Consider the following 26,773-nt stretch of genomic DNA (forward strand, 5'->3'; position numbering starts at 1 on the left):
CGCGAAGGAACACCCGAGATGACACCGCAGCAGCCGATACCCGCCACCGAGTGGCTCACCGTCCCCACCGCCGACGGCCCGATGCGCGTCTACGCCGCCCGCCCGGCCGAGGGTGCGGACCGCGCCGTCGTCGTGCTCCAGGAGGCGTTCGGCGTCAACGAGCACATCCAGGACATCGCCCGCCGCTTCGCCGCCCGCGGCTACCTCGCGCTGGCCCCCGACCTCTTCCACCGCAACGGCGTCGGCACCCTCGCCTACGAGCAGCACGCCGAGGCCATGCCGCTGATCGGCGCCATCGGCCCCGAGGCCATCGCCACCGACGTGAGCGCCGTCCTGGACCACCTGCGGACCGAGGAGTCCATCGCGCCGGGCCGCACCGCGCTCACCGGCTTCTGCTTCGGCGGGCGCGCCGCGTTCACCGCCGCCACCGCCCTGCCCGGCCTGGCCGCCACCGTCGTCTTCTACGGCCCCGGCATCGCCGCCGGCCCGCACGCCGTGCTGGAGCGCGCCGCCTCCCTGGACGCCCCCCTCCTGCTGCACGTCGGCGAGGCCGACCCCACCATTCCGTCCGAGCAGGTCGCCGCCATCGACGCCGCGCTGAAGGAGGCCGGCGCCACGTTCGAGAGCCACGTCTACGCAGGGGCCGGCCACGCCTTCGCCTGCGACGCCCGCCCCCACATGTACCGGGCCGAGGCCGCCGCCACCGCCTGGGAGCGTACCTGGGACTTCCTCGGCCGCCACCTGCCCGCCGCGGCGGCCCGGCCGTGACCGCCGGGGCGAGGCCCCCCGTCCTCGTGGTGGGCGGCGGGCCCGTGGGCCTGACCGTGGCCAACCTCCTCGCGGCGCGCGGGGTCCGCGTCGTCCTCGTGGAGCGCAACGCCACCACCAGCGACGAGGCCAAGGCCATCAGCCTGGACGACGAGTCCCTGCGGACGCTGGACGCCGCCGGGCTGGCCGAGCGCGTGCTGGAGATCGTCGTCCCCGGCACCGGCACGCGGTACTACGACCGCAAGGGGCGCGCGCTCTTCCACGCGCGCGGGCCGCAGGCGTACCGGCTGGGCTTCCCCTTCAAGAACCAGTTCGCCCAGCCCGAGCTGGAACGCGTGCTGCTGGCCGCCCTGACCGCGCGCCCCGAGGCGGAGGTCCGCTTCTCCACCGAACTGGTCGCCTTCTCCCAGGACGGCGAGGGGGCCACGGCCCAGCTTCGCGTCATCGGGGAGGACTCCGCCTCGCCCCTGCGCGTGGCGTTCGTCCTGGGCTGCGACGGCGGGCGCTCCACCGTCCGGGAGCTGTGCGGGATCGGAATGACCGGCACCAGCCACGAGCAGGTGTGGCTGGTCGCGGACACCACGGGCGACCACCACGACGAGCGGTACGGCATGCACCGGGGAACGCCCGGGCGGCCCACCGTCATCGTGCCGGGGCGCGGCGGGCGCTGCCGGTACGAGTTCCTGCTGCGGCCGGGGGAGGGGGAGAAGGGTGCGAAGCCGGACTACGAGACGGTGCGCCGCCTGGTGGCCCCCTACCGCACCCTCGGCCGCGAGGAGATCGAGCGCTGCACCGCGTACACCTTCAACGCGGTGGTGGCCGACCGCTGGCGGCACGGCAGTGCCCTGCTGCTGGGCGACGCGGCGCACATGATGCCGCCCTTCGCCGGCCAGGGCCTCAACTCCGGGGTCCGGGACGCCGCGAACCTCGCCTGGAAGGTCGCCGAGGTCTGGCACGGCCGGGCCGGGACCGGCCTGCTGAACACCTACGAGGCGGAGCGCCGCGCGCACGCCGAGGCCACCGTGCGCTTCTCGGAGCGGCTGGGCGAGGTGGTGATGACCACCTCGCGGCGGCGCGCCCTGGCCCGGGACGTGGCGGCGCGGGCGCTGCTGCGCGTCCCGGCCGGGCGGCGCTGGCTGACGGAGATGCGCTACCGGCCCACCGCCCGGCACGCCGGGGGCCTGGTCATCGGCCGGCACCCGCTGACCGGCACCCAGCTCCCCCAGCCCTCGGTCCTCGTCCCGCCGAGCCTGCGCGCCCGCCCGCTGGACGCCACCCTCGGCAACGGCCTCGCGCTGCTGGGTGTGGACCTGCCGGACGAGGCGTGGCAGCGGGTGGACGGGCCCGCGTGGCGCTCGGCGGCCTGGCCCGTGCGGCGGGTGGACGTGGCGCTGGGCGACCGCCTGCCGCGCCCGGCCCCGGGGCGGCGGGCGGTCGCCGACGCGGACGGCCGCCTGGAGGCGGCCCTGCGCGCGGCCCGTGGCCGCTTCGTCCTCGTCAAGCCCGACCGCTACATCGCGGCCGTCTTCTCCCCCGCCGAGGCCGCGGGCGTGGCCGCCCGCCTGCGCGCGCTCCTGGACCGCCCCGCGCAGGCGGCGCCGGAGACGCCGGAGGACTGACCCCGCGGAACGCCCGCCGCACCCCCCGGCGGGCACCCGCGGGCCCGGGCGCGCGGGCGGCGACGGGGCGCACGCCCGGCGCGCGTCAAGGCGGCCCTGGGGGCCGCGCGTTCAGGACAGGCCCGTGCGGGCCAGGTCGGCGGAGAGTTCGGCGGCGGCCTCGCGGACCGCGGAGGCGAGGGCCGGGACCTCCTCCTCCGGGACGCGGTGGGAGAGGGCCGCGATGCTGATCGCCGCCACCACCGTGCCGTCCTCGCGGCGGACGGGGGCCGCCACGCCCAGCACGTCGGGGTCCCGCTCGCCGCGCGAGGCGGCCCAGCCGCGCTCCCGGATGGCCGTCAGCCGCGCCCGCAGCACCTCGGGCTCGGTGACCGTCGCCTCGGTGAAGCGGGCCAGCGGCCGGCTGAGGATCTCGTCCAGCTCCGTCTTGGGCGCGTACGCCAGCAGCACCTGCGCGGCGGCCCCGGCGTTGACCGGCAGCACCTGGCCGCGCTCGTAGGACAGCCGCAGCGTGTGCGCGGCCTCCTCGCGCTCCAGGCAGACGACCGCCGACCCGGCCAGCCGGGTCAGCAGCACGGGCTGGCCGGTGCGCCGCACCAGCTCCCGCATCACCGGCCGGGCCAGGTCGGAGAGGCCGACGCCCTTGCGCGCCAGCCGCGCCAGGTCCAGCACCCGCGGACCGAGCCGGAAGCCCGAGCCGCCGGCGTTCTCCTCCAGGAAGCCGTTGGAGGTCAGGCTCTGGAGGTAGCGGTAGGCGGTGGAACGGGCCACCCCCAGGTGGGTGGCGACCTCGTTGGCGGACAGCACGAGACGGTCGTCGGAGAAGAGGAGCAGAATGTCCAGGGCGCGGTCCGCGGTCGAGTTGCGCCCGCGGTACCCCTGGGTGGCTCCTGAATCCCGGGGAGTAGTTCCTGACATACGAGAAACCTACCAGGGGTGCGCGGGCACCGGCAGCGGTCGCCGGCCTCTTATTGAACGGGCTGGTAGGCGGCGCCCCCGTCGCTCAGCAGCCGCTCGGCCTCCGCGTAGATCTCCTCCGGCGAGCGGCCGAAGTCGATCGACTTGCGGAAGGGCTGGCGCACGTCCCGCTCGATGCGCAGGTAGACCTCGTTGCGGTTGCCCTCCGGGTCGAAGAAGTAGATCCCGAAGGCGTTGCCGTGGGTGACCTCCTGCTGGACCTCCACGCCCTCCTCCTCGAACTTCTTGTGGAAGGCCCGGATGTCCTCCAGCGAGGCCACCCGCCAGGAGATCTGGTGCTGCTGCTTCGCGCCGATCTCGGCGGTGCGCCCCTTCTGGAGCACGAACTCGTGGTGCTCCTCCTCCGGCCTGGCGCTGAAGAAGACGATGCCCAGCCCCTCGTCCTCGTCGGTCACCGTCAGGCCCAGCACGCGCTCGTAGAAGTCGCGCATCCTCGGCAGGTCGTACACCCACAGGCCCGTGTGGCCCAGCGTGGTGATGGCCATGCGATCCCTCCTCGTTTCCGTCCCGCTCCCCGCGCGCCCCTGCGGGTGTCTCGAAAAACGGGACATCTATCCTGCTATGCAAAACAAGAGTACGATCGGCACCCGCACCGGTCAACGAGAGCGAGATCCCGGAAAAAGATCCGGAAGAGACCGGAAGAGAGAAGAGAGAGGGGCTGCGCCCATGCGACTGGCCACCATCCGGCACCAGGGCACCACCCGCGCCGCACGCCTGGACGGGGAGACCTACGTCCTGCTGCCGCACGCCGACCTCGGCGCCCTGCTGGCCTCGGGGGAGGACTGGGCCGCCCGCGCGGCGGCGGAGGACGGCGAGCGCGTCGCCGCGGCGGAGGCCGACCACGCCACGCTGGTCCCGCACCCGAACAAGATCATCTGCCTGGGCCTCAACTACGCCTCGCACATCCGCGAGATGGGCCGCGACCTGCCCGCCTACCCCACCCTCTTCGCCAAGTACGACGGCGCCCTCATCGGCGCCGGCGACCCGGTCACCCTGCCCGTGGTCAGCGACCGCGTGGACTGGGAGGCCGAGCTGGGCTTCGTCGTCGGCCGCACCGCCCGCCACGTCCCCCGCGAGAAGGCCCTGGACCACGTCGCGGGGTACACGGTGATCAACGACGTCACCGTCCGCGACTACCAGCGCCGCACGCGGGAGTTCCTCTCCGGCAAGACCTTCGAGGCCACCACCCCCGTCGGCCCCGTCCTGGTCACCCCCGACGAGCTGGGCCCCGGCGAGCCCGACCTGGAGATCCGCTGCGAGGTGGACGGCACGGTGATGCAGCGCGCCCGCACCTCCGACCTCCTCTTCGGCGTGGCCGAGATCCTCTCCTACGTCAGCGAGATCATCACCCTGCTCCCCGGCGACCTCATCGCCACCGGCACACCCGGCGGCGTCGGCGACGGCCGCGACCCCAAGGTCTTCCTGCGCCCCGGGCAGGTACTGCGCACCTCCATCGAGGGCATCGGCGAGCTGCGCAACACCTGCGTCCCCGAGGCGGTCCCCCCGGCTGCCTGAGCGGAGGGCCGCGGCGGCGGCTCCGGGCGTTCAACCGGAGCAACCGCCGCCCCGCGCCCGCGCCGGGGCGCCCACCCCGCCCACGCGCCCCGGGGGAGCGTGCGACCGGCCTGCGCGCACGCCCCCGCGCCCCACCCATTTGGGGGTGGTCCCCGCCGCGCATCCGTGGCCGGATAGGTCGATCGGCGCGGCCCACAGCCGGCACCGGGCCGCACGCCGCGCCGCCGTGCCTGTCAGGGTCGACACAGGAGGCCGCCTTGTTCGTGCCGTTCAGCGTCCGGGACTTCTTGGACCGGGCCGTCACCGTCTACGGAGAGCGCACCGGCGTGGTGGACGAGCCCCGGCAGCCCGCGGAGTCCTGGGGCCGGATCAGCTACGCCCGCCTGGGGGAGCTGGCCCGCGCCCAGGCCGCCGGACTGGACGCGCTGGGCGTGGGGCCGGGCGAGCGCGTGGCCGTCGTCTCCCACAACAGCGCCCGCCTGCTGGCCTCCTTCTTCGGCGTCGCCGGCCACGGCCGCGTCCTGGTCCCGGTCAACTTCCGCCTCAAGCCGGAGGAGATCGCCTACATCGTCGAGCACTCCGGCGCCAGCGTGCTGCTGGCCGACCCCGAGCTGGCGGGACCGCTCTCGGGCCTTCCGGTCAAGCACCGCTTCACCCTGGGCGCCGCCTCCGACGAGGCCCTGCTGCGCTTCGGGACCGAGCCCGCCCCCTGGGAGCCCGACGAGAACGCCCTGGCCACCATCAACTACACCTCGGGCACCACCGCCCGCCCCAAGGGCGTGGAGATCACCCACCGCAACTCCTGGGTCAACGCCGTGACCTTCGCCCTCCACGCCGGGGTCAGCGACCGCGACGTCTACCTGCACACGCTGCCGATGTTCCACGCCAACGGCTGGGGCATGCCCTTCGCCATGACCGGCCTGGGCGTGCGCCAGATCGTGCTGCGCAAGATCGACGGCACCGAGATCCTGCGCCGCGTCGCCGAGCACGGCGTCACCGTCATGTGCGCGGCCCCCGCCGTCGTCAACGCCGTCCTGGCCGCCGCCCGCGAATGGGACGGCCCCATCCCCGGCCGCGACCGGGTGCGGGTCATCGTGGCCGGGGCCCCGCCGCCCACCGCCACCGTCGCGCGCGTGGAGTACGAGCTGGGCTGGGAGTTCATCCAGATCTACGGCCTGACCGAGACCTCCCCGCTGCTGACCATCAACCGCACCCGCGCCGAGTGGGACGGCCTCGACGTCCAGGCCCGCGCCGAACGCCTGGTGCGCGCCGGAGCCCCGGCTCTCGGCGTCTCGCTGCGCACCTCCGGCTCCGGCGAGGTCCTGGCCCGCTCCAACGTCGTCCTGCGCGGCTACTGGCAGCAGCCCGAGGCCACCGAGGAGGCCCTGGAGGGCGGCTGGTTCCACACCGGCGACGGCGGCGCCCTCGACGGCGACGGCTATCTCACCATCAGCGACCGCAAGAAGGACGTCATCATCACCGGCGGCGAGAACGTCTCCTCCATCGAGGTCGAGGACGTCCTCTTCTCCCACCCCGCCATCGCCGAGGCCGCCGTCATCGGCGTCCCCCACGAGGAGTGGGGAGAGACCGTCAAGGCCCTGGTCGTCCTGCGCCCCGGCATGAACGCCTCCGAGGAGGAGCTGATCGGCCACTGCAAGCAGCGCCTGGCCGGGTACAAGGCGCCCACCTCCGTGGAGTTCCGCACCGAGCTGGCCCGCACCGCCACCGGCAAACTTCAGAAGTACCGCCTGCGCGAGCCCTACTGGGCCGGGCACGAGCGGCGCGTCAACTGACGAACGCCCCGGCGCCGCCCGGTCCTACAGCAGCCGCTCCTGCCCGGCGCGCGCCACCGCCTCCACGCGGTTGTGCGCGCCGAGCTTGGCCATGGCGTTCTGCAGGTACGCCTTGACGGTGTTGCGGGTCAGGCCCAGCTCCTCGGCGATCTCGGGGTTGGTGCGGCCCAGCGCCACCCACCGCAGCACCTCGTACTCACGGCGCGTCAGGCCCGTGCGCACCAGCGCCTCGGTCACCCCCGCGTCCGCGTCCAGGCGCGGGTCCACCACCCGCTCCCCGGCCGCGACCCGGCGCAGCGCCGCGGCCAGGTCCGTGGTGGAGGAGTCCTTCAGCAGGCAGCCGTCCAGGCCCCCGGCCAGGGCCGCGGGGAGCGCCGCGTGGTCGGCGTAGGCGGTGAACAGCACGATCCGCACGCCCGGCGCCCGCGCGCGCAGCGACCCGGCCGCCTCCGTGCCCAGCATGTCCGGCAGCCGCAGGTCCAGCAGCACGATGTCCGGCCGCAGCTCGGCCGCCAGCCGCACCGCCTCCCGGCCCGAGCGGGCCGACCCGGCGATCTCGATGCCCGGGTCCGAGCGCAGCAGGAGCTGCACCCCGCCCACCACCACCGGGTGGTCGTCCACCACCAGCAGCCGCAGGGCCCCGGCCGTTCCGCCCGCAGCCTCCCCGCCGGGCCCGGTCACGGCAGCCACGCCCGCACGGTCAGGCCGCCGTCCTCGTCCGAGACCACCGACAGCGTCCCGCCCAGGCGCTCAAGACGCTCCCGCGCCGCGCGCAGCCCGCGCCCCGAGGACCACGCCGGGTCCGGGGCGTCGGCCAGGCCCAGGCCGTCGTCCGCCACCGCCATGCTCACCCCGCCGTCCAGCCCCGCCAGGCTGACGACCACCGAGCCGGCCCGCGCGTGCTTCTCGACGTTCAGCAGCGCCTCCCGGGCCACCGCGACCAGCGCGCGCCGCCGCTCCGCGTCCAGCTCGGGCACCGGCGTGACGCCCACGCAGCGCGCCAGGATGCCGGTGCGCTCGGCGAACGCCCGGCAGTCGGCCACCAGCGTCGCGTGCAGCTCCCGGCCCGGCTCGGCGTCGTCGATGCCCGCCAGCGACTCCCGGAAGAGGGAGGCGGCCTCCGCTATCCGCCGCTCCACCCCCCGCAGCCGCGCCAGCACCTGCGGGCTCAGCCCCGGGTCGGTGCGCAGGTCCCGCAGCTCGGCCCCGGCCGTGAACAGCATCGCCCCGACCGAGTCGTGCAGCCCGGCCGCGATCCGCTCCCGCTCCGCCGCCAGCGCCGCCTGCGTGCGGTCCTCAAGACGGTCGGCCACGTACAGCTGCTCGGCGCCGTCCTCCGCCACGCTCTGGATGCGCGCGATCGCCGCGTCCCCGAACCGGGCCTGGCGACGCAGCCCGACGTAGACCACGCCCGTGAAGTGCTCCCCGAACCGCATCGGCAGGGCCACCATCGCGCGCAGCCCCTCCTCCGCGACGGGCTGGTCGAAGTCGTGGGTGATGCTGGGGGAGAGGACGTAGTCGGGCACCCATACCGGGCGCAGCAGCGCCGCCGCCTTCCCGCCCAGGCCCAGGCCGCTGGGCACGACCAGGTCGCGCAGCCCCGGGCGTTCCACCCCGGAGTGGCCGCGCAGCACCACCTCGCCGGGGCCCTCGGGTTCGCCCACCATCCCGACATCCGCCCCGGCGGCCTCCCGGGCGGCGTCCGCGACGCGCCGCAGCAGCGCCGAGCGGTCCAGGAGCAGCGTCAGCCGCCGCCGCTCGTCGACCAGCCGGTCCAGGGTCTCCGAGGCCGCCAGCGCGGCAGCGGCGTCGTCGTCCATGGCCGGAAGCCTGGCACACCCGGGGCGGCGGGCTCCACCCGTGCGCCGGAACGCGGCCCCGGCCGGCGCCCCGCTACAGACCCGGGATGCGGCCGTTGCGGAAGAGGTCCACGAAGATCTGGTGGTCGGCGCGGGCCCGCTGCCCGTAGGCGTGGGCGAAGTCCACCAGCAGCGCGGCCAGGCCCTCCTCGTCCTCCCCGATCGCCTCGTCGATAGCCCGCTCGGTGGAGAAGGGCACCAGCGAGTGCCCGCTCTCGTCGTCCGCCGCCGCGTGCATCGTCGCCGTGGCCCGGCCCAGGTCGGCCACCACCTGCGCGATCTCGCCCGGCTCGTCGATGTCCGACCAGTCCAGGTCCACGGCGTAGGGGGACACCTCGGCCACGAGCTGGCCCGCGCCCTCCAGCTCGGTCCAGCCCAGCCACTGATCGGCGTGCGCCTGGAGCGCGCGCTGGGAGATCACCGTGCGGTGCCCCTCGTGCAGGAAGTAGGAGCGCACCGCCTCGTCGGTGACGTGCCGCGAGACGGCCGGGATCTGGGCCTGCTTGAGGTAGATGACGACGTCGTTCTCCAGCGCGTCGCTGTTGCCCTCCAGCAGGATGTTGAACGAGGGCAGCCCGGCCGAGCCGATGCCGACCCCGCCGCGGCCGACCACGTCCTTGACGCGGTAGGTGTCCGGCAGGGCCTGCCGCGCGTCCGGCAGCGTGGCCAGGTACCCGTCGAAGGCGGCCAGCACCTTGTCGCGCGTGTCCGCGTCCAGCTCCACCGCGCCGCCGCCGATGGTGAACCGCCGCTCGTAGTCCCGGATCTCCGTCATCGAGTCCAGCAGCGAGAACCGGGTGCGGGCGCGGGCGTCGCGCAGCGCGGTCAGCAGCGGTCCCTGCGCGGTGTCCAGGGTGAACGGCGGCACCTGCTCGTCCGGGGCCCCGCCCGCCAGCGCCCGGATCCGCTCGCGGTAGGCCAGCGCGTAGGTCCGCACCAGCGAGCCGATCGTCTCGTCCCCGATGGCCTTGGTGTAGCCGATCAGGGCGAGGGAGGCGGCGAAGCGCTTGAGGTCCCACAGGAACGGCCCGACGTACGCCTCGTCGAAGTCGTTGACGTTGAAGATCAGGCGGCCCTTGGAGTCCATGTAGGTGCCGAAGTTCTCGGCGTGCAGGTCCCCGTGGATCCACACCCGCAGCGTGCGTCCGTCCAGGTACGGGCCGTCCGCCGGCTCGCCCCGCAGGTCGTGGTAGAAGAGGCAGGCGGTGCCCCGGTAGAACGCGAAGGCGGAGGCCGCCATCTTCCGGAACTTCACGCGGAAGGCCGCCGGGTCGGCGGCCAGCAGCTGCCCGAAGGCGGTGTCGAGGACGGCGAGTATCTCCTCGCCGCGCTGAGCGGTCGGGTCGGCCACGGCGGGCCCCTCCTGACGGTGATCCCGGGCCCCGGACCCCTTGCCGGGCACCCCCTGCGGGGGAGACTACCGCCGCCCCCGCACGCCCCGGCGCGGGGGCCCGGCCCCGCACGCCGGGGGCGGCGCCCCGGCCGGGGCGCCGCGGGTCAGCCCGCGTAGCCGTCCAGCTCCTCCGGGGTGCGCGGGCCGGGTGCGGCCGGGGACAGCAGGCCGTGCGCGCGCAGCACGTCCGTGGCGGCCAGGCCCCACGGGCGGCGCAGCCGGGCCGCCGCCACGTGCTCCGCACGCGCGAGCACGGCCGCGGCGGGCCCGGCGTGCAGCCCCTCGGGCGTCAGCAGCGCCGCGTCCTGTGCCCAGCGCAGCGCCAGGTCCACGTCGTGCGTGGCCATCACCACCGTCGTTCCGGCGGCTCGCAGCCGGGCCAGGACCTCCAGCAGGCGCTCCTGCCCGTGCGGGTCGAGCCCGGCGGTCGGCTCGTCCAGGATCAGCACCCGGGGCCGCATCGCCACCGCGCCCGCGATCGCCGCCCGCTTGCGCTGCCCGAAGGAGAGCAGGTGCGTGGGGCGGTCGCGCAGCGCCGCGATGTCGAGGGCGTCCAGCGCCTCCTCCACGCGGGCGAGGACCTCCGTCTCCTCCAGCCCGAGGTTCAGCGGGCCGAAGGAGACGTCCTGTTCCACGGAGGCCGCGAAGAGCTGGTCGTCCGGGTCCTGCACCACCAGCTGGACGGTGGTCCGCAGGCGCGTCAGCCCCTTGCGGTCGTGGGCCACCGGCTCGCCCCGCAGCCGCAGTTCGCCGGACGCGGGGCGCAGGCCGCCGCTGAGGAGGCGCAGCAGCGTCGTCTTGCCGCTGCCGTTGCGCCCCAGCAGGGCGGTGGCCCGGCCCGGGGGCAACGCCCAGCTCAGGCCGTCTAGTACGAGCGGCCCGTCGGGGTAGGCGAAGGAGGCGTGGGACAGCTCCACCACGGGCGGGCCGTCGGCGGGTGCCGCGGCGGTCGGTTCGCCGCCGGCGCGTGCGGTCATGGGCGGAGACCTCCGAGGAGCGGTTCCAGGTGCGGTTCCAGAAACAGGGTCAGCCCCGCCAGGGCGGCCAGCAGGCCGCCCGTGGCGGCCAGGAAGCGGGGCGAGAGCGGGGCCTCGGGCACCAGCACCCGCAGCCGCCCGTCGTAGCCGCGGCCGGCCAGCCCCGCCTGGAGGCGGGCCGCCCGGTCGAAGGCGCGCACGAAGGCGGCGGCCCCCAGCCCGGCCAGCGAACGCCAGGCCGCGGCCCGCCCCGCGTCCCCCAGCCGCGCGGCCTGCGCCTGGCGCACCCGCGCCAGGGAGTCCAGCAGCAGGAACGCCATCCGGTAGGTCGCCAGGGCGACGTCCGCCACGGCCGGGGGCACCCCGGCCCGGTGCAGGCGCGGCAGCACGTCCGAGACGGGCGTGGTGAACGCGAACAGCAGCAGCCCCAGCGAGGCGGCCGAAGTCCGCAGCAGCAGGTCGAGGGCCCGCCAGGGGCCGCCCTCGGCAACGGACAACCAGCCCTCGGGCCCGCCGAGTTGGAAGAGCAGCGGCAGGGCACCGGTGACGCAGAAGCCCAGGGGCACCCGCCAGGCCCGCCACAGCCGCCGCGGCGGGACCCGGGCCGGGCCCAGGAGGACGGCCAGCGCCGCGGCGGCCGTGAGCACCGCGCCGGGCCGGGCGGGCAGGGAGATCGCCAGGACCGTCAGCCCCAGGCCGAGGACGGCCTTCTCCAGGGGATGGCGGCGGCGCCAGCGACTGCTGTGCGCCGCCGCGTCGATGGGCAGCACGGAAACGGCCTACGACCCGGCCGCGCCGGCCCCGGGCCCGCCCCCTGGCCCCGCCGCGTCGGCCGCCCGCTCCTCGCCCTGCCGGCGCCCGCGCCGCAGGCCGAGGTAGTAGGCCAGCACCCCCGCCCCCAGCGCGGCCTGCGCCGCGAACAGCGCCGACTCGATCTCGCCCGAGGGCGGCTCGTACAGCGGCGTGAACCACGCCTCGTAGCCGGGGTCGTTCTCCGCGATGGCCTCCTCCGCCTGCGCGTCCGCGCCGGTGAAGGGCTCCTCCTGCCGGTCCCCGAGGCCCAGGGCCACCGGCAGGACCGCCAGCAGGAGGACGGCCGCCACCAGCAGCAGGTTGATCCGCGTCGCGCGCTTCACCGGGCCGCCGCCTCTCCGCTCCGGGAAGCCGGGGCCGGGGCGACGGCCGGCACGCCCAGGCGCGCCAGCTCGCCGGGGCTGGACTGGGCCAGCAGCCGCAGCACCAGCACGGTCAGCAGGCCCTCGCTGACGGCCAGCGGGATCTGGGTGACGGCGAAGATGCCGCCGAACTTGGCCACCGCGCCCAGGAATCCGCCGGCCGGGTCGGGAAAGGCCAGCGCGAGCTGCACCGTCGTGACGCAGTAGGTGCTCAGGTCCGCGACGAACGCCCCGGCGAAGACCGCCGCCATCAGGGGCGTTCCGGCGCGGTGCAGCAGCCGGTAGGCGGCCCAGCCGGCCCACGGGCCCGCGACGGCCAGGGAGAAGGCGTTGGCGCCCAGGGTGGTCAGCCCGCCGTGCGCGAGGAGCAAAGCCTGGAAGAGCAGGGTGATGGTGCCGAGCACGGCCATCACGGGGGGCCGGAAGAGGATGGTGCCCAGGCCGGTCCCGGTGGGGTGCGAGCAACTGCCCGTGACCGAGGGGATCTTCAGCGCGGAGAGGACGAAGGTGAAGGCGCCCGAGGCGCCGAGCAGCAGGGTGGACTCGGGGTTCTCCCTGACCTCGCGGGTCAGGACGCGGACTCCGTGGACGACGAAGGGGGCGGCGGCGGCGCTCCAGGCGACCGCGTGAACAGGGGGCAGATAGCCCTCGGCGATATGCATGCCGGGCAGACCTCTCCAACACCTCGTGGATGGACAACGCGCCCTGGCCGGTCTCCTGGCTGACGGGTGACGCCGCCCGTGCTCCGCCTTCCCAGACCGGCGGTCTCCCGCGGTGGTCCAGTGGCTTCCGTCAAGGAGTGGAGCCGGACTTCCCGATCACAGTGGCGAGGGCCGCGCCGGTCTTCCACCGGCTTCCCGAGCACCAAGGCCCTGCGGACAGTAGTGGCACCGGCCCCGCTCGGCAAGACATCCCGGTCGGCTGTTGCGCGGTCACGGGGCCCGCCGCCGCGCGGCGGGAGGACTGCGGGAGGTGCGGGAAAGGGAGAAGCGCCGGCCGTCGACGACCGGCGCTCCAGCACCGTGGAAGCGGCCCCCACGGGCCGTCGTCCGCATCCCGGCGGATGCTCGGAACCCCGTCCCGGGGAGGACCCCCGTCCCCCGAGCGACCCGCCCGCCCCGGACGGGCGGGGGCCCCGGGCCTTTCTCCCTCCCGGGGCCCGCGCGCGGGCGGGGCGGGTCTCAGGACCTGCCCGCGTGGCGGCCGGCGAGGAAGGCCGCGCCCGCGACGCCCGCCAGGCCGGCCGCCGCCCCGGCGGCCACGGCCTTGCGGTGCCGCACGAGGGTCCACCCGGCCGCGGCGGCGGAGGCGGCCCGGCCCACGGGGACGGCCACCGCCCGCCCGGCCCCCGCCAGCCCACCGGCCGCGGCCCGCCCGGCCTCCCCGGCCTTCTCCCGCGCCACGGCTCCGGCCTGCGCGGCCTTCCCCGCCGCGCTCGCGGCCGTCTCGCCGGCACGGCCCGCCGCCTTCGTGGCCGCACCGCCTGCGGCGCTCCCCCGCGTTCCGTCCCCGGCGGCCCGCACGGCCGTTGTCCCGGCCGCGTCGGCGGCCGACTTCGCCGCCCCGCGCGCGGCCTCGCCCGCCGCCGTGCCCCCGGTCCCGTCCCGGGGCTCGCCCTTCGCGTTCCCGGGGTCGCCGTCCGCCGCCGTCCTCCCCGCGGCGCCGCCCCCGGTGGCGGCCTTCCGGGCCGCCTTCTTCCCCGCCGCGGCCGTCCCCGTCGTCCTGCCGTCCGTCGTCTTCCCGGCTGCCGTCTTGGCGGCCGTCCTCTTCGCCGCCGGCCTCCCGCCGCCGGACCCGCGCGCCGCCGGCTTCGTGCCGGACGTTCTGCCGCCGCTCGTCTTCTCGCCGCGCTTGGCCACGCGTTCGGCGTCCGCCTCGGGGGTCTGCGTGTGCTTCTCGTTGTCCGTCATGACCTCCGGGTAACACCGCGCGAGCGCCGCGAAACGCCCCGCGTCCGGGCGTCGTTCACCGCGGGGCGTTGACGTCCCGGGCACGCCGGGCGTGCGCGCGCCGGGGACGCCGGGCGTTCAGGCGCCGAGGAAGGCGAGCAGCGCCTCGGGACCCCCCTCGCGCAGCACGCGGCGCTGGCGGGCCGCCCCGCCGCCCGAGGCCAGCAGCCGCTCCACGCCCGCGCGCACCCGCGGCGCGTCCCCGGCCGCCTCCAGTGCCGGGGCGATGCCCTCCACCAGCGCCGAGACCACCTCGGCCGCCGGGCGCCGCTCGGGCGTTCCCGGAACGATCAGCGTGTCCGCCAGCCCGTGCCGCGCGGCGTGCCAATTCGCCGCCGCCACCAGCTCGGGGGGCGCGCCCGCCGGGCGCGGGGCGCCCGCTGCCTCCTCGTGCAGCGCGGTGAGGACCAGCCCGCGCACGATCCCGGCGAAGACCACCGCGTCCTCGGGGTCCACCGCCACGTCCAGTGCCCGCACCTCCAGCGTCGGGTAGCGCTGGGAGGGTCTGGCCTGCCAGTAGATCTGGCCCAGGTCGCGGATGACGCCGGTCCTCAGCAGGTCCTCGGTGCGGCGCCGGTACTCCCGGGCGTCCGCGACGTCCGGCGGCGGCCCGCTGACCGGCCAGCGGCCGAAGACCACCGTGCGCCAGCTCGCGAAGCCGGTGTCCGCGCCGTCCCAGAAGGGGGAGTTGGCGGCCATCGCCACCAGCACCGGCAGCCAGGGCCGCACCCGGCTCAGCGCCGCCACCGCGGCCTCCGGGTCGGGGACCCCGACGTGGACGTGCATGCCGCAGATCAGCTGCTCGTCCACCAGTTGCGGCGCGTCAGCCAGCATCGCCCGGTACCGGGGGCGGTCCGTGACCGAGACGCGGCCCCGCGTGGGCGCCGCGGCGCTCGCGACCAGCCGCGCGCCCGCGCGCGCGGCGGCCTCGGCCAGCGCCCCGCGCAGCCGCCGCAGGTGCCCGCCGACCTCCTCCAGCGTGCGGCAGACCGGCGTCTCCGCCTCGACCTGCGCCTGAAGCAGCTCCGGCTCGACCTCGCCCGCGTCCACCGAGGGCTGCGCGCCCGCCTCCGCCAGCACCCGCTGGCCGAGCGGCACCGGGTGCCCGCTCTCGCGGTCCAGCAGCAGGTACTCCTCCTCGACTCCCACCGTCGCTCGCTCCACGTCCCGCCCTCCGTTCGGCGCCCCGGACCCCGGGTGACCTGCGACGAGTGCCCGCCGGCCCCCGGGCCAACCCTCCCGGTTCCGCGACGCGGCGGGGCCCCGGGCCGTCCCCCCGGCCCGGGGCCCCGCCGTCGCGCTCCGCGCCTGCCGTGTCAGCCCAGCGTCGCCAGCGCCTCGTTGAAGGCCGCCGAGGGCCGCATCACGGCCGCGGCCTTCGCCGGGTCCGGGTGGTAGTAGCCGCCGATCTCGGCCGGGGAGCCCTGCACCGCGATCAGCTCCCCGACGATCGTCTGCTCCTGCTCGCCCAGCGTCTTCGCCAGCCCGTCGAACGCCTCGGCCAGCGCCGCGTCCTCGGTCTGCCGCGCCAGCTCCTGGGCCCAGTACAGCGCCAGGTAGAAGTGGCTGCCGCGGTTGTCGATGCCGCCCAGGCGGCGGCTGGGGGAGCGGTCCTCGTTCAGGAACGTGGCCGTCGCCCGGTCCAGGGTGTCCGCGAGAACCTGCGCGCGGGCGTTGCCGGTGGTCTGCGCCAGGTGCTCGAAGCTGACCGCCAGCGCCAGGAACTCGCCCAGGCTGTCCCAGCGCAGGTAGTTCTCCTTGACCAGCTGCTGGACGTGCTTGGGCGCCGAGCCGCCGGCCCCCGTCTCGAACAGGCCGCCGCCGTTCATCAGCGGCACCACCGAGAGCATCTTGGCGCTGGTGCCCAGCTCCAGGATCGGGAAGAGGTCGGTCAGGTAGTCGCGCAGCACGTTGCCGGTGACGGAGATGGTGTTCTCGCCGCGGCGGATGCGCTCCAGGGAGTAGGCGATCGCCTCCACCGGCGGCAGGATCTCCAGGGTCAGGCCCCCGGTGTCGTGCTCGGCCAGGTAGGTGCGCACCTTCTCGATCAGCTTCGCGTCGTGGGCGCGGTTCTCGTCCAGCCAGAACACCGCCGGGTCGCCGGTGGCGCGGGCCCGGGTGACGGCGAGCCTGACCCAGTCGCGGATCGGGGCGTCCTTGGTCTGGCACATCCGGAAGATGTCCCCGGTGCCCACACCCTGCTCCAGCACCACGGCGCCGTCCTGGTCCACCACGCGGACGGTGCCAGGGGCCGGGATCTCGAAGGTCTTGTCGTGGCTGCCGTACTCCTCGGCCTTCTGCGCCATCAGGCCGACGTTGGGCACCGAGCCCATGGTCGCCGGGTCGAAGGCGCCGTTGGCGCGGCAGTCGTCGATGACGACCTGGTAGATGCCCGCGTAGCTGCTGTCCGGCAGCACCGCGAGGGTGTCGGCCTCCTGGCCGTCGGGGCCCCACATGTGGCCCGAGGTGCGGATCATCGCGGGCATGGACGCGTCCACGATGACGTCGCTGGGCACGTGCAGGTTGGTGATGCCCCGGTCGGAGTCGACCATCGCCAGGGCCGGGCCCTCGGCCAGCTCCGCCTCGAACGAGGCCCGGATCGCCTCGCCACCCTCAAGCCCCTCCAGGCCGCCCAGGATCGCGCCCAGGCCGTCGTTCGGGCTCAGCCCGGCCTCGGCCAGCGCCCGGCCGTGCTCGGCGAAGGTCCGGGGGAAGAAGGCGCGCACCACGTGACCGAAGATGATCGGGTCGGAGACCTTCATCATCGTCGCCTTCAGGTGCACGGAGAACAGCACGCCCTCGGCCTTGGCCCGGCTGACCTGGGCCGCGAGGAACGCCCGCAGCGCGGCGACCCGCAGCACCGCCGCGTCGACCACCTCGCCGGCCAGGACGGGTACGGACTCGCGCAGCACGGTGGTGGTGCCGTCCTCGCCCGCCAGCTCGATGCGCAGCGCGCCGTCCGCGGCGATCACGGCCGACTTCTCGGTGGAGCGGAAGTCGTCGGCGCCCATGGTGGCGACGTTCGTCTGCGAGTCGGGGGACCAGGGGCCCATCCGGTGCGGGTGCGCCTTGGCGTAGTTCTTCACCGAGGCGGGGGCGCGGCGGTCGGAGTTGCCCTCGCGCAGCACCGGGTTGACCGCGCTGCCCTTGACGCGGTCGTAGCGGGCGCGGATCTCCCGCTCCTCGTCGTTCGCGGGCGCGTCCGGGTAGTCGGGCAGGGCGTAGCCCTGGCGCCGGAGCTCGGCGATCGCCGCCTTCAGTTGCGGGATGGAGGCCGAGATGTTCGGCAGCTTGATGATGTTGGCCTCGGGCGTCCTGGCCAGCCGCCCCAGCTCCGCCAGGGCGTCGTCGATGCGCTGGTCCTCGGTCAGACGCTCCGGGAAGCTCGCGATGATCCGCCCCGCCAGGGAGATGTCGCGGGTCTCCACGCCCACCCCCGCCGTGCGGGCGTACGCCTGGACCACGGGCAGGAAGGAGTAGGTGGCCAGGGCCGGGGCCTCGTCGGTGTGCGTATAGATGATGGTCGAGTCAGTCACTGCAACTCCGCTTCACGTCTGCTGCGTCTCGATATCAAGATATCTGCTCCCGGCCGCGGACTCGCCCCGCCTCCGGCTCCGCGCAGGGAACGCCGCCGCGGCCGGATCGCGCGCCCCCGCGGGTACCCCCCGGTGGGAGGCGGTAGCGGCCCGGGGCGGAGAGTTGTCCCGGCCCGCGGCGCGCCGCGGGCCGGCGCTCGCACCGTTTCCGCACCGCACCCCGGAAGGCCGTCATGACACCCCCCACGCCCCCGAAGCGCCGCGCCCCCGGCGCGGCGTCGCGCCGCGCGCCCCGCGGCGCCTTCCTCGCGGCCTGCCTGCTCGCCCTGGCCGCCGCCCTCCCGGCCTGCACGAGCGAGGAGGAGCCCGACGGCCGGGAGGCCTCGCCCTCCGCCACGGACTCGGCCGGGAACGCCCCTTTGGCCGTCCCCGCCGAGGAGACCGCCGCCGGACTCCGGGAGCTGGAGGGCTCGTTCGACGCCCGCCTCGGCGTCTACGCCCTGGACACCGGCACCGGGCGCGAGGTCGCCCACCGCGCGGACGAACGCTTCGCCTACGCCTCGACGTTCAAGGCCCTGCTGGTGGGAGCCCTGCTGCGGGAGCGCGGCGAGGACGGGCTGGAGGAGGTGATCACCTACGGGTCCGGCGATCTGATCGCCAACTCGCCCGTCACCGAGAACTTCACCGAGACCGGGATGAGCCTGCGCGAGCTGTGCGCCGCGACCCTCTGGTACAGCGACAACGCGGCGGCCAACCTCCTCCTGGAGGAGCTGGGCGGCCCCGACGCCCTGGAGGCGGTCCTGAGGGAGCTGGGCGACGACACCACCGGGATGGACCGCGTCGAGCCCGACCTGAGCGAGGGCGCCCCGGGCGACGAGCGGGACACCAGCACCCCCCGCGCCCTGGCGGCGGACCTGCGGGCGTTCCTCCTCGGCGACGCTCTGGAGGAGCGGGAACGCGGGCTGCTGCGGCGGTGGATGGAGACCAACACCACCGGCGAGACGCTGATCGCCGCCGGCCTCCCCGAGGGCTGGACCGTGGCCGACAAGAGCGGCACGGCCGGGTACGGCGGGCGCAACGACATCGCCGTGCTGTGGCCCGAGGACGGCGGCGACCCGGTGGTCCTGGCCGTCCTCTCCACCCGCGAGCGGGAGAACGCCGAACGCGACGACGCGCTGATCGCCGAGGCGGCCGGCGTCGCCCTGCGCGGCCTGGGCCGCGCCTGACCCGGCGGGGGCGGCGAACGCCCGGGGTGCGGGGAACGCCCGGGGTGCGGGGAACGCGAACGGTGCCGTGAACGCCGGTGGTGCCGTGAACGCCCCGGGCGCGCGGATCGTTCGCCGGAGCCGTCGGAGGGGGCGTTGACCCCGGGCGTTCACCCGGGACGTTCAGCCCGGGTCCGGGCCCCGGTCGTAGATGCCCAGGGCGATGGCGACGGCCGCCTCGCGGCACTGCTCGTCGCTCAGGTCCAGGTCGCCCATCATGCCCACGCTCCAGGAGATCGCCGCCAGCGCCTGCCGCGCGTGGTACCGGGCCAGCGGCGCGTGGTCCGGCGCGGTCATCGCGTCGGCCACCTCGCGGAACTGGTACCGCAGCCCGGCGCCCACCTCCAGGGCGCGGAAGGCGGCCTGGTTCTCGTACATGAACCGGGTCATGTCCCGGCCGGTCGCGTGCAGCAGCGCGCCGTAGCGGCGCAGGAGTTCCCGCCCGGTCTCCCGGCCGGGCGGCTGCGCGGCGGACCAGGCGAGCAGCTCGTCCACGCCCGAGCGCAGGTCGTCGGCGAGGCTGACGACGATGTCCTCCTTCGCCCGGAAGTGGTAGTAGACCGCGGCCTTGGTGATGCCCAGCCGTTCGGCGATCTCCCGGATCGAGGTCTTCTCGTACCCCAGCTCCGAGAACAGGGCCATCGCCACCGCCCGGATCCGCTCCCTGGTGTCGGTGCGCCGTCCCGCCATCGCGCCTCCCTCGTCTCCGCCCTCAGCCTTTACTTGACGGCCGGTCAGTCCGACCCTATCGTCTCTGCCGTTCCGCCATTGCTTACCGGTCGTCAAGCAAAGAAAGGGAGCCGGCCGTGTCCGCAGCACCGCTTCCCGAGATCCTGTCCGGGCCGCCCCTGACCGCCGTCGGCGTCGCCGTCGTCCGGGCCGCCGAGACCCGGCGGCCGGACCGCCTCTACGCCGACCCGCTGGCCCAGGCGTTCGTGGACGCCGCCGAGCGCGCCCACCTCGCGCCCACCGCCCCGCCGGGCGCTGCCGAGACCTGGGCGGGCGTGCTCGCGCTGGCCGAGGCCATGCGGGCCACCCGCACCCTCGGCGTGCGGCTGGCCGACGACGGACTACTGGCCGCCGCCGAGGCCGGCTGCACCCAGGCCGTCCTGCTCGGCGCCGGACTGGACACCCACGCGTTCCGGCTGGAGTGGCCCGTGCCCGTCCACGTCTTCGAGGCCGACCTGCCGCAGCTCTTCGCGTTCAAGGAGCCCGTCCTGGCGGCGCAGGGCGCCGAGCCGGTCTGCGCCCGCAGCGTCGTCCCCGTGGACCTGCGCGCGGAGGACTGGCCCGGGGCCCTGCTGGACGCCGGCTTCCGGCCCGAGCTGCCCACCGCCTGGGTGGACCAGGTGATCGCCACGACCCTGCCCCGGGACGAGGCCCGCCGCGCCGTGCGGCGGCTGACCGCGCTCTCCGCGCCCGGCAGCCGGTACGGCTACCCCGTCCTGCCCCCGGGGAGCTTCGCGCGCACCGTCCGCGCGGTGCCCGGCGCGGAGCGCGTCTTCCCCGTGCCGGAGGGGGACCCGGGATCGCGCGGCCTGGGCGCCGGGGACCGGGCGTGGCTGGAGGGCCTGGGCTGGAGCACGGCCTTCCGCGAGATCTCCGACCTCACCGCGGGCTACGGCCGCGAGGTCCCCGCCTCCCCGGGCGCGGGCATGGTCGCCGCCGTCCGCCTCTGACCCCGGCCCGGCCCGGAAGGCGCGCCCCGCCACGGCCCGGATCGCAGGGCTTTCGACCGCGGCGGGCGCGCCCGCGCCCGCCGCCCGGGCATGCCCCGTGCGCGGACCTCCGGGCACGCCGCGAGCGCGGACCTCACGGGCGCGAGTCCTCCGCCCCACGCGGGGGGTGTGCCCCGGGCCTCCGGGAGACTCAGGGGTGCGGCGGCCTCAGCCGCGGCCGACGGGCCCTACGCGCAGGTGGGGCACACGCCCCGGTACGTGACCTCGACCTCGGAGACCGTGAAGCCGAAGCGCTCCTCCGCCGGGAGGTCGGCCAGCGGGTTGCCCGCGGGGTGGACGTCGCGGATCGTGCCGCAGCGCGAGCACACCAGGTGGTGGTGCGGGCGGTGCGCGTTGGGGTCGTAACGCTTGGCGCGGCCGTCCGTGGAGACCTCCAGGACCTCGCCCAGGGAGACCAGCTCGCCCAGCGTGTTGTACACCGTGGCCCGGGAGATCTCGGGCAGCCGCACGGCCGCGCGGGCGTGGACCTCGTCGGCCGTGAGGTGGACATGGTCGCCGTCGAGGACCTCCGCGACGACGCGCCGCTGGGAGGTCAGCCGCCAGCCACGTCCTCGCAATCGTTCCAGCAGGTCGCTCATGGCGTTCACCTTTTCAGGTTCGGCGGGACATCAGAAAGCCGGCCGGCGGACCTCCGTGCCCCGGGGACGTACGGGTTTGGCACTCTTCTTGACTTGAACTCTGTCTATCGTAGGATCGCATCCGGTGATAGCCAAGGGACAGGAAGTGCCCCGTACGGCAGGAGACGAAACGTGACGGGACCACCGCCGAGCCGTGCGCGGTGCCGGTCCGCGGGCGTCGGCCGCCCGCGTCGCCCCGGCCGGGACCGTCCGGCGCGGTGAGCCCCCGGGACGCCGGCGTCCCACCCGCGCTCGAAGCTTCCTTCCCCTCTCGGCCGACGAGGCCGAGGTCGTACCCGGGGCCCGCGCCCCGGGCGTTCCACCGCTCGCATCCCCTGAGCACCGTGACCCGCCTGGGCCGGAAGGATTCCCATGTCTGACAACCATGATGCAATCGTCGTAGACGCGAAGACGGAGGGCACGGGCGGCTGCCCCGTCGCCCACGGGCGCGCCGCGCATCCGACGCAGGGCGGCGGGAACCGCCAGTGGTGGCCGGAGCGGCTGAACCTGAAGGTCCTCGCCAAGAACCCGGCCGTGGCCAACCCGCTGGGCGAGGACTTCGACTACGCGGCGGCCTTCAACGCCCTGGACCTGCCGGCGGTCAAGCGGGACATCGAGGAGGTCCTGACCACCTCGCAGGACTGGTGGCCCGCCGACTTCGGCCACTACGGCCCGTTCATGATCCGCATGGCCTGGCACAGCGCGGGCACCTACCGCATCAGCGACGGCCGCGGCGGCGCGGGCGCCGGCCAGCAGCGTTTCGCCCCCCTCAACAGCTGGCCGGACAACGGCAACCTCGACAAGGCCCGCCGCCTGCTGTGGCCGGTGAAGAAGAAGTACGGCCAGTCCCTGTCCTGGGCCGACCTGATGATCCTGGCCGGCAACGTCGCGCTGGAGTCCATGGGCTTCCCCACCTTCGGCTTCGGCGGCGGCCGGGAGGACGTCTGGGAGTCCGAGGAGGACGTCTACTGGGGCCCCGAGACCACCTGGCTGGGAGACGAGCGCTACACCGGCGACCGCAACCTCGAGGAGCCCCTGGGCGCCGTCCAGATGGGCCTGATCTACGTCAACCCCGAGGGCCCCAACGGCAACCCCGACCCGGTGGCCGCCGCCCGCGACATCCGCGAAACGTTTCGCCGGATGGCGATGAACGACGAGGAGACCGTCGCCCTGATCGCCGGCGGCCACACCTTCGGCAAGACCCACGGCGCCGGCCCTGCCGACAGCGTCGGCCCCGACCCCGAGGCCGCCCCCATCGAGCAGCAGGGCCTGGGCTGGAAGAACTCCCACGGCACCGGCAAGGGCGGGGACACCATCACCAGCGGCCTGGAGGGCATCTGGACGGCCACCCCGGTGGCCTGGGACAACTCCTTCTTCGAGACCCTCTTCGCCCACGAGTGGGAGCTGTTCACCAGCCCCGCGGGCGCGCAGCAGTGGCGGCCGAAGAACGGCGGCGGCGCGGGCACCGTCCCCGACGCCCACGACCCGTCGAAGACGCACGCCCCCACCATGCTGACGACCGACCTCTCGCTGCGCTTCGACCCGGCCTACGAGCAGATATCGCGCCGCTTCCTGGCCAACCCCCAGGAGTTCCAGGACGCCTTCGCCCGCGCCTGGTACAAGCTGACCCACCGCGACATGGGCCCCGTCGTGCGCTACCTCGGCCCCGAGGTCCCCTCCGAGACCCTGCTGTGGCAGGACCCGCTGCACGAGGCGACCCACGAGCCGATCGACGCCGCGGACGTCGCCGCCCTCAAGGCGCAGGTCCTCGCCTCCGGCCTGTCCGTCTCCCAGCTGGTGTCCACCGCCTGGGCCTCGGCCTCCTCCTTCCGCGGCAGCGACAAGCGCGGCGGAGCCAACGGCGCGCGCGTCCGCCTGGAGCCCCAGCGCGGCTGGGAGGTCAACGACCCCGACCGGCTCGCGGTCGTGCTGCGGACCCTGGAGGGCATCCAGGAGTCGTTCAACGCGGCGCAGGCCGGCGGCAAGCGGGTCTCCCTGGCCGACCTCATCGTCCTGGCCGGTGCCGCCGCCGTCGAGCAAGCCGCGCAGGAGGGCGGCCTCGCCGTCGAGGTGCCCTTCACCCCGGGCCGCGTGGACGCCACGCAGGAGCAGACCGACGTCGAGTCCTTCGCCGCCCTTGAGCCGGCGGCCGACGGGTTCCGCAACTACCTCGGCAAGGGCAGCCGCCTCCCGGCGGAGTACCTGCTGATCGACCGGGCGAACCTGCTCAACCTCAGCGCCCCCGAGATGACCGTCCTCGTCGGCGGCCTGCGCGTCCTGGGCGCCAACCACCAGGAGTCCGCGCTGGGCGTCCTCACCGACAGGCCGGGCGTTCTGACCAACGACTTCTTCGTCAACCTGCTCGACCTGGGCACGACGTGGACGGCGGTGTCCGAGGACGCCACCACCTTCGAGGCCCGCGACGACGCCACGGGCGCGGTCCGCTGGGCCGGGACCCGGGCCGACCTGGTCTTCGGCTCCAACTCCGAGCTGCGGGCGCTGGCGGAGGTCTACGCGAGCGACGACGCGAAGGAGAAGTTCGTGCGCGACTTCGTCGCGGCCTGGGACAAGGTCATGAACCTCGACCGGTTCGACCTGGCCTGAGCCCCCGCCCCCCGGGGGGCACGCACGACCCCTGCCCGGCCGCGGCGCCATGAAGCCCGCGGCCGGGCAGGGCCGTGTCCGGCCGCGGCGCCCGGGGCCATGCCGGAACGCCCGAGCCCCGCGCCCCGGCCCGGCGACCGTGTCGGGCCGCGTCGCCGCCGCCCAGGGCGTTGCCCCGCGTATTCCCGCCCTCGCATCGGAGTCCCGATGCCGGGCATAGCGGTCCCTATTTCGTGCCCCGCGGGAGCGGGCCTAGCGTCGGGGGCAGCGCCGCGCGAGCGCGCGGCGGCTCGCCGCCCGGCCGGACCGGGCCTCACCCCCGGAGTGACCCATGTCGAAGATCCTCTTCGTGCTGACCGGCGCCGACCACTGGACCCTGGCCGACGGCACCGAGCACCCCACCGGCTTCTGGGCCGAGGAGGCCGTCGCCCCATACGGGGCGTTCACGGCCGCCGGCCACGAGATCGTCGTCGCCACGCCCGGCGGCGTCCTCCCCACCGTGGACCGCGCCAGCCTCGCGCCCGAGGTCAACGGCGGGCAGCAGGGCGCCGACCGGGTCGCCGCCGCCCTGGACGCCATGGACGAGATCAGGAACCCCGTCCGGCTGGAGGAGGTCGACCTCGCCGGCTACGACGCCGTCCTCTACCCCGGCGGCCACGGCCCCATGGAGGACCTGGCCGTCAACGCCGACTCCGGCCGCCTGCTGATCGAGGCCCTCGGCTCCGGGAAGCCCCTCGGCGTCGTCTGCCACGGCCCGGCCGCGCTGCTGGCCGCCACCAGGGACGACGGCTCCAACGCCTTCGCCGGCTACGAGGTCGCCGCGTTCACCAACGCCGAGGAGGCCCAGGCCGGACTGGCCGCCCGGGCGAAGTGGCTGCTGGAAACCCGCCTCACCGAGGCCGGCGTCCGGGTCCGCACCGGCGAGCCGTGGGCCCCGCACGTGGTCGTGGACCGCAACCTGGTCACCGGCCAGAACCCCGCCTCCTCCGCCCCCCTGGCGGCCGAGATCCTCGGGAAGCTGGCCTGACCCCCCGCCTCGCACAAGGAGCACGCGCATGAAGATCGGCATCGTCGGCGCCGGCAACATCGGCGGCAACCTCACCCGCCGCCTCACCGCCCTCGGCCACGAGGTCTCCGTCGCCAACTCCCGCGGGCCGCGGACCCTCACGGCCCTGGCCGAGGAGACGGGCGCCACCCCCGTCCCCGCCGACGAGGCCGCCCGCGGCGCCGCGCTGGTCGTCGTCACCATCCCCCTGCGGAACGTCCCCGACCTCCCGCCGGGGCTCCTCGACGACGCGGCCCCCGGCGTCGCCGTCCTCGACACCGGCAACTACTACCCGCGCGAGCGCGACGGCCGTATCGCCGCCATCGAGGACGAGGGGCTCACGGAGAGCCGCTGGACGGAGCGGCACCTGGGGCACCCGGTGATCAAGGCGTTCAACGGCACCTTCGCCCAGGACCTCCTCGACCGGCACCGCCCGGCCGGCGCCCCCGACCGGATCGCCGTTCCCGTCGCGGGCGACGACGAGGCGGCCAAGGCGACCGTGCGGCGGCTGATCGACGACCTCGGCTTCGACACCGTCGACGCCGGCGGCCTCGACGACTCCTGGCGCCAGCAGCCCGGCACGCCCGTCTACGGCCTCCGCGCCGGCACGGAGGCAATCACCCGTGCCCTCGCCGAGGCCACCCCGGAACGCCCGCCGGCCTTCCGCGGCTGACCCCGGCGGCTGACGTTCTCGCCCGCGCTTCGCCTCAGGACCGGCGGGCGCGGGCGAAGAGGCGGGCGAGGGTGCGGAAGGACTCCTTGGGCTCCCAGTGCCAGTCCGGGCCCGGGGCGGACGGGTCGCCCCCGCGGATCGTCCTCACCAGGCTGTAGGAGGCGATGTCCAGGTCGTGCAGCGGGTCGCCCGGCCAGTGCGGGGCGTCGGGCGTCACGAAGCTGTAGACCGTGGCGGAGTAGAGGGACAGGGACTCGAAGACGTCCATCACCTCCGCCAGGTACGCCGCCTGCGCCCGCTCGCTGCGCACCAGCCCGCCCCGGATCTCCGGCGGGTACGGCCCGTAGTCGACGACGTCCCAGCCCATGCCGCCCGCCTCGGGAGCGCCCTCGAAGGTGCAGGTGCCGCACTCGCTGATCGCCACCGGCCTGCCCCATCGCCGGTACGCCGACAGCTCGCGTGCGTAGGCGGCCCGGTCGCGGTGGTACTCGTAGTAGTTGACGCTCACGATGTCGAACAGGTCCCAGTCGACCTCCTCGCCGTGCGCCGCGCCGTAGGTCAGGGCGCCGCGGAAGACCGACCGGCCCGTCCGCGCCGCCAGCCCGGTGAAGCGGCGCAGCTCCCGTGCCATGTGCACGGGGTCGTAGGTGCCGTCGAGGAGGTTCCGGACGCGCTCGACCGCGTCCGCCCCCGGCACGATGCCCGGCACGAAGAGGACGAACTCGCAGCCGACGTGCAGGTGCACCCGCGCGCCCTGCCGCCGCATGTGCTCGGCGCGGCGGCCCGTCTCCGCCAGGTGCTCCAGGATGTCCGCCTCGGGAACGTCCCCCAGCCGGGGCTGGAGCCACACGTGCAGGCCGAGTCCGGCCGCCTCCTCGGCCGTTGCCGCCAGCCGCTCCACGCCGTCGCCGAAGACCATCACCGAACCGGCGTGCAACGCGTCGCGGATCGCCCGCAGATCGGCCCGCATCCGGCGGGCGTTCCACCCGGTGGCGGGGGATTCCCCGTCCGTCACCTCGTAGTTGACGCCACGGAGGGTCAGCCCGCCGCGCCTGTCCCCTCCGGCCGCGCCCGCCCGCGCCGTGCCGAACGCCCCAAGTCCCGCCAGTGCCCCCAGCGTTCCGGCCGCCGCCCCGCCCACGAAGCGCGACCGCCCGATCCCCTTGCGCTCCCCGCCGCCTGCCATGCCGCTCCCCGTCCTCTTGTCGTGCGCTGTCCGTTCCGGCCCCGCGTGGCCGGCGGCCGTCAGTCTCGCGGGGCGGGCGGGG

At 75.5% G+C, this 26,773-nt stretch carries 23 protein-coding genes, 1 pseudogene and 1 riboswitch; of the genes and pseudogenes, 9 read left to right on the forward strand and 15 right to left on the reverse strand.

Annotated elements, in window-relative coordinates; translation table 11 throughout:
- Nucleotides 1-18: 18 nt before the first annotated feature.
- Nucleotides 19-768: a dienelactone hydrolase family protein gene (locus RM780_RS02835; RefSeq protein WP_311628810.1), complete on the forward strand. Its 750-nt coding sequence runs from the start codon at nt 19-21 to the stop codon at nt 766-768.
- Between the two features lie 29 nt (nt 769-797).
- Complete coding sequence (locus tag RM780_RS02840; RefSeq protein WP_394812876.1) at nt 798-2,387, forward strand: FAD-dependent monooxygenase; 1,590 nt, start codon at nt 798-800, stop codon at nt 2,385-2,387.
- 111 nt (nt 2,388-2,498) lie between these two features.
- Here RM780_RS02840 and RM780_RS02845 read toward each other — a convergent pair whose 3' ends face one another.
- On the reverse strand, nt 2,499-3,305 hold the full coding sequence (locus RM780_RS02845; protein WP_311628812.1) for an IclR family transcriptional regulator: 807 nt from the start codon (nt 3,303-3,305) through the stop codon (nt 2,499-2,501).
- Nucleotides 3,306-3,355: 50 nt separating this feature from the next.
- On the reverse strand, nt 3,356-3,850 hold the full coding sequence (locus RM780_RS02850) for a VOC family protein (RefSeq protein WP_311628813.1): 495 nt from the start codon (nt 3,848-3,850) through the stop codon (nt 3,356-3,358).
- 181 nt (nt 3,851-4,031) lie between these two features.
- Between RM780_RS02850 and RM780_RS02855 the strand changes: the two genes are divergently transcribed.
- Nucleotides 4,032-4,880, forward strand: coding sequence for a fumarylacetoacetate hydrolase family protein (locus tag RM780_RS02855; RefSeq protein WP_311628814.1), 849 nt, complete (start codon nt 4,032-4,034; stop codon nt 4,878-4,880).
- A 257-nt stretch (nt 4,881-5,137) separates the two neighbouring features.
- Nucleotides 5,138-6,673, forward strand: a complete 1,536-nt coding sequence (locus RM780_RS02860; RefSeq protein WP_311628815.1) for an AMP-binding protein — start codon at nt 5,138-5,140, stop codon at nt 6,671-6,673.
- Between the two features lie 24 nt (nt 6,674-6,697).
- Here the strand turns inward: RM780_RS02860 and RM780_RS02865 are convergent, their stop codons facing one another.
- The 10 genes from RM780_RS02865 to RM780_RS02910 all read right to left on the reverse strand — a co-directional run bounded on the left by RM780_RS02865 (nt 6,698) and on the right by RM780_RS02910 (nt 17,562).
- Entirely contained in the window at nt 6,698-7,363 is a 666-nt protein-coding gene (locus tag RM780_RS02865; protein WP_311628816.1) for a response regulator transcription factor, read from the reverse strand.
- A complete protein-coding gene (locus tag RM780_RS02870) occupies nt 7,351-8,493 on the reverse strand; it encodes a GAF domain-containing sensor histidine kinase (RefSeq protein WP_311628817.1) in 1,143 nt (380 codons plus the stop codon). The genes RM780_RS02865 and RM780_RS02870 overlap by 13 nt, the downstream gene beginning before the upstream one ends.
- A 73-nt stretch (nt 8,494-8,566) precedes the next feature.
- A complete protein-coding gene (locus tag RM780_RS02875) occupies nt 8,567-9,883 on the reverse strand; it encodes a DUF2252 domain-containing protein (protein ID WP_311628818.1) in 1,317 nt (438 codons plus the stop codon).
- A 146-nt stretch (nt 9,884-10,029) separates the two neighbouring features.
- Nucleotides 10,030-10,902, reverse strand: a complete 873-nt coding sequence (locus tag RM780_RS02880; RefSeq protein ID WP_311628819.1) for an energy-coupling factor ABC transporter ATP-binding protein — start codon at nt 10,900-10,902, stop codon at nt 10,030-10,032.
- On the reverse strand, nt 10,899-11,672 hold the full coding sequence (cbiQ, locus tag RM780_RS02885) for a cobalt ECF transporter T component CbiQ (protein ID WP_311628820.1): 774 nt from the start codon (nt 11,670-11,672) through the stop codon (nt 10,899-10,901). The genes RM780_RS02880 and cbiQ overlap by 4 nt, the downstream gene beginning before the upstream one ends.
- A gap of 9 nt (nt 11,673-11,681) precedes the next feature.
- Nucleotides 11,682-12,038, reverse strand: a complete 357-nt coding sequence (locus tag RM780_RS02890; RefSeq protein WP_311628822.1) for an energy-coupling factor ABC transporter substrate-binding protein — start codon at nt 12,036-12,038, stop codon at nt 11,682-11,684.
- Nucleotides 12,035-12,739: an energy-coupling factor ABC transporter permease gene (locus RM780_RS02895; protein WP_311628823.1), complete on the reverse strand. Its 705-nt coding sequence runs from the start codon at nt 12,737-12,739 to the stop codon at nt 12,035-12,037. The genes RM780_RS02890 and RM780_RS02895 overlap by 4 nt, the downstream gene beginning before the upstream one ends.
- Before the next feature lie 28 nt (nt 12,740-12,767).
- A riboswitch (cobalamin riboswitch) is annotated at nt 12,768-12,961 on the reverse strand.
- Between the two features lie 297 nt (nt 12,962-13,258).
- Nucleotides 13,259-13,987, reverse strand: a complete 729-nt coding sequence (locus tag RM780_RS02900; RefSeq protein WP_311628824.1) for a hypothetical protein — start codon at nt 13,985-13,987, stop codon at nt 13,259-13,261.
- 117 nt (nt 13,988-14,104) lie between these two features.
- Nucleotides 14,105-15,190: a carboxylate-amine ligase gene (locus RM780_RS02905; protein WP_311628825.1), complete on the reverse strand. Its 1,086-nt coding sequence runs from the start codon at nt 15,188-15,190 to the stop codon at nt 14,105-14,107.
- A gap of 152 nt (nt 15,191-15,342) precedes the next feature.
- Nucleotides 15,343-17,562: an NADP-dependent isocitrate dehydrogenase gene (locus RM780_RS02910; protein ID WP_311628826.1), complete on the reverse strand. Its 2,220-nt coding sequence runs from the start codon at nt 17,560-17,562 to the stop codon at nt 15,343-15,345.
- Between the two features lie 233 nt (nt 17,563-17,795).
- Here RM780_RS02910 and bla point away from each other — a divergent pair, with 233 nt between their 5' ends.
- A complete protein-coding gene (bla, locus tag RM780_RS02915; protein WP_311628827.1) occupies nt 17,796-18,788 on the forward strand; it encodes a class A beta-lactamase in 993 nt (330 codons plus the stop codon).
- Nucleotides 18,789-18,950: 162 nt separating this feature from the next.
- On the opposite strand, the gene RM780_RS02920 is transcribed toward bla, so the two are convergent.
- Nucleotides 18,951-19,517, reverse strand: coding sequence for a TetR/AcrR family transcriptional regulator (locus RM780_RS02920; RefSeq protein WP_311628828.1), 567 nt, complete (start codon nt 19,515-19,517; stop codon nt 18,951-18,953).
- Nucleotides 19,518-19,633: 116 nt separating this feature from the next.
- Here RM780_RS02920 and RM780_RS02925 point away from each other — a divergent pair, with 116 nt between their 5' ends.
- Entirely contained in the window at nt 19,634-20,506 is an 873-nt protein-coding gene (locus tag RM780_RS02925) for an SAM-dependent methyltransferase (protein ID WP_311628829.1), read from the forward strand.
- A gap of 227 nt (nt 20,507-20,733) precedes the next feature.
- Here RM780_RS02925 and RM780_RS02930 read toward each other — a convergent pair whose 3' ends face one another.
- On the reverse strand, nt 20,734-21,144 hold the full coding sequence (locus tag RM780_RS02930; RefSeq protein ID WP_311628830.1) for a Fur family transcriptional regulator: 411 nt from the start codon (nt 21,142-21,144) through the stop codon (nt 20,734-20,736).
- 411 nt (nt 21,145-21,555) lie between these two features.
- Between RM780_RS02930 and katG the strand changes: the two genes are divergently transcribed.
- From katG to RM780_RS02945, 3 genes and pseudogenes are all read left to right on the forward strand, one after another.
- Complete coding sequence (gene katG, locus RM780_RS02935; protein ID WP_311628831.1) at nt 21,556-23,787, forward strand: catalase/peroxidase HPI; 2,232 nt, start codon at nt 21,556-21,558, stop codon at nt 23,785-23,787.
- Nucleotides 23,788-24,118: 331 nt separating this feature from the next.
- Nucleotides 24,119-24,814: a type 1 glutamine amidotransferase domain-containing protein gene (locus RM780_RS02940; RefSeq protein ID WP_311628832.1), complete on the forward strand. Its 696-nt coding sequence runs from the start codon at nt 24,119-24,121 to the stop codon at nt 24,812-24,814.
- Nucleotides 24,815-24,836: 22 nt separating this feature from the next.
- Nucleotides 24,837-25,505 (forward strand): annotated as a pseudogene (locus RM780_RS02945) (NADPH-dependent F420 reductase); the annotation flags it as partial.
- 34 nt (nt 25,506-25,539) lie between these two features.
- Here RM780_RS02945 and RM780_RS02950 read toward each other — a convergent pair.
- Nucleotides 25,540-26,691 (reverse strand): abortive phage infection protein, encoded by a 1,152-nt coding sequence (locus tag RM780_RS02950; protein ID WP_311628833.1) that lies wholly within the window; start codon nt 26,689-26,691, stop codon nt 25,540-25,542.
- Nucleotides 26,692-26,773 lie beyond the last annotated feature (82 nt).

Origin of the sequence: Streptomyces boetiae, from assembly GCF_031845405.1 — a bacterium.
Classification (GTDB): Bacteria; Actinomycetota; Actinomycetes; order Streptomycetales; family Streptomycetaceae; genus Streptomyces; species Streptomyces boetiae.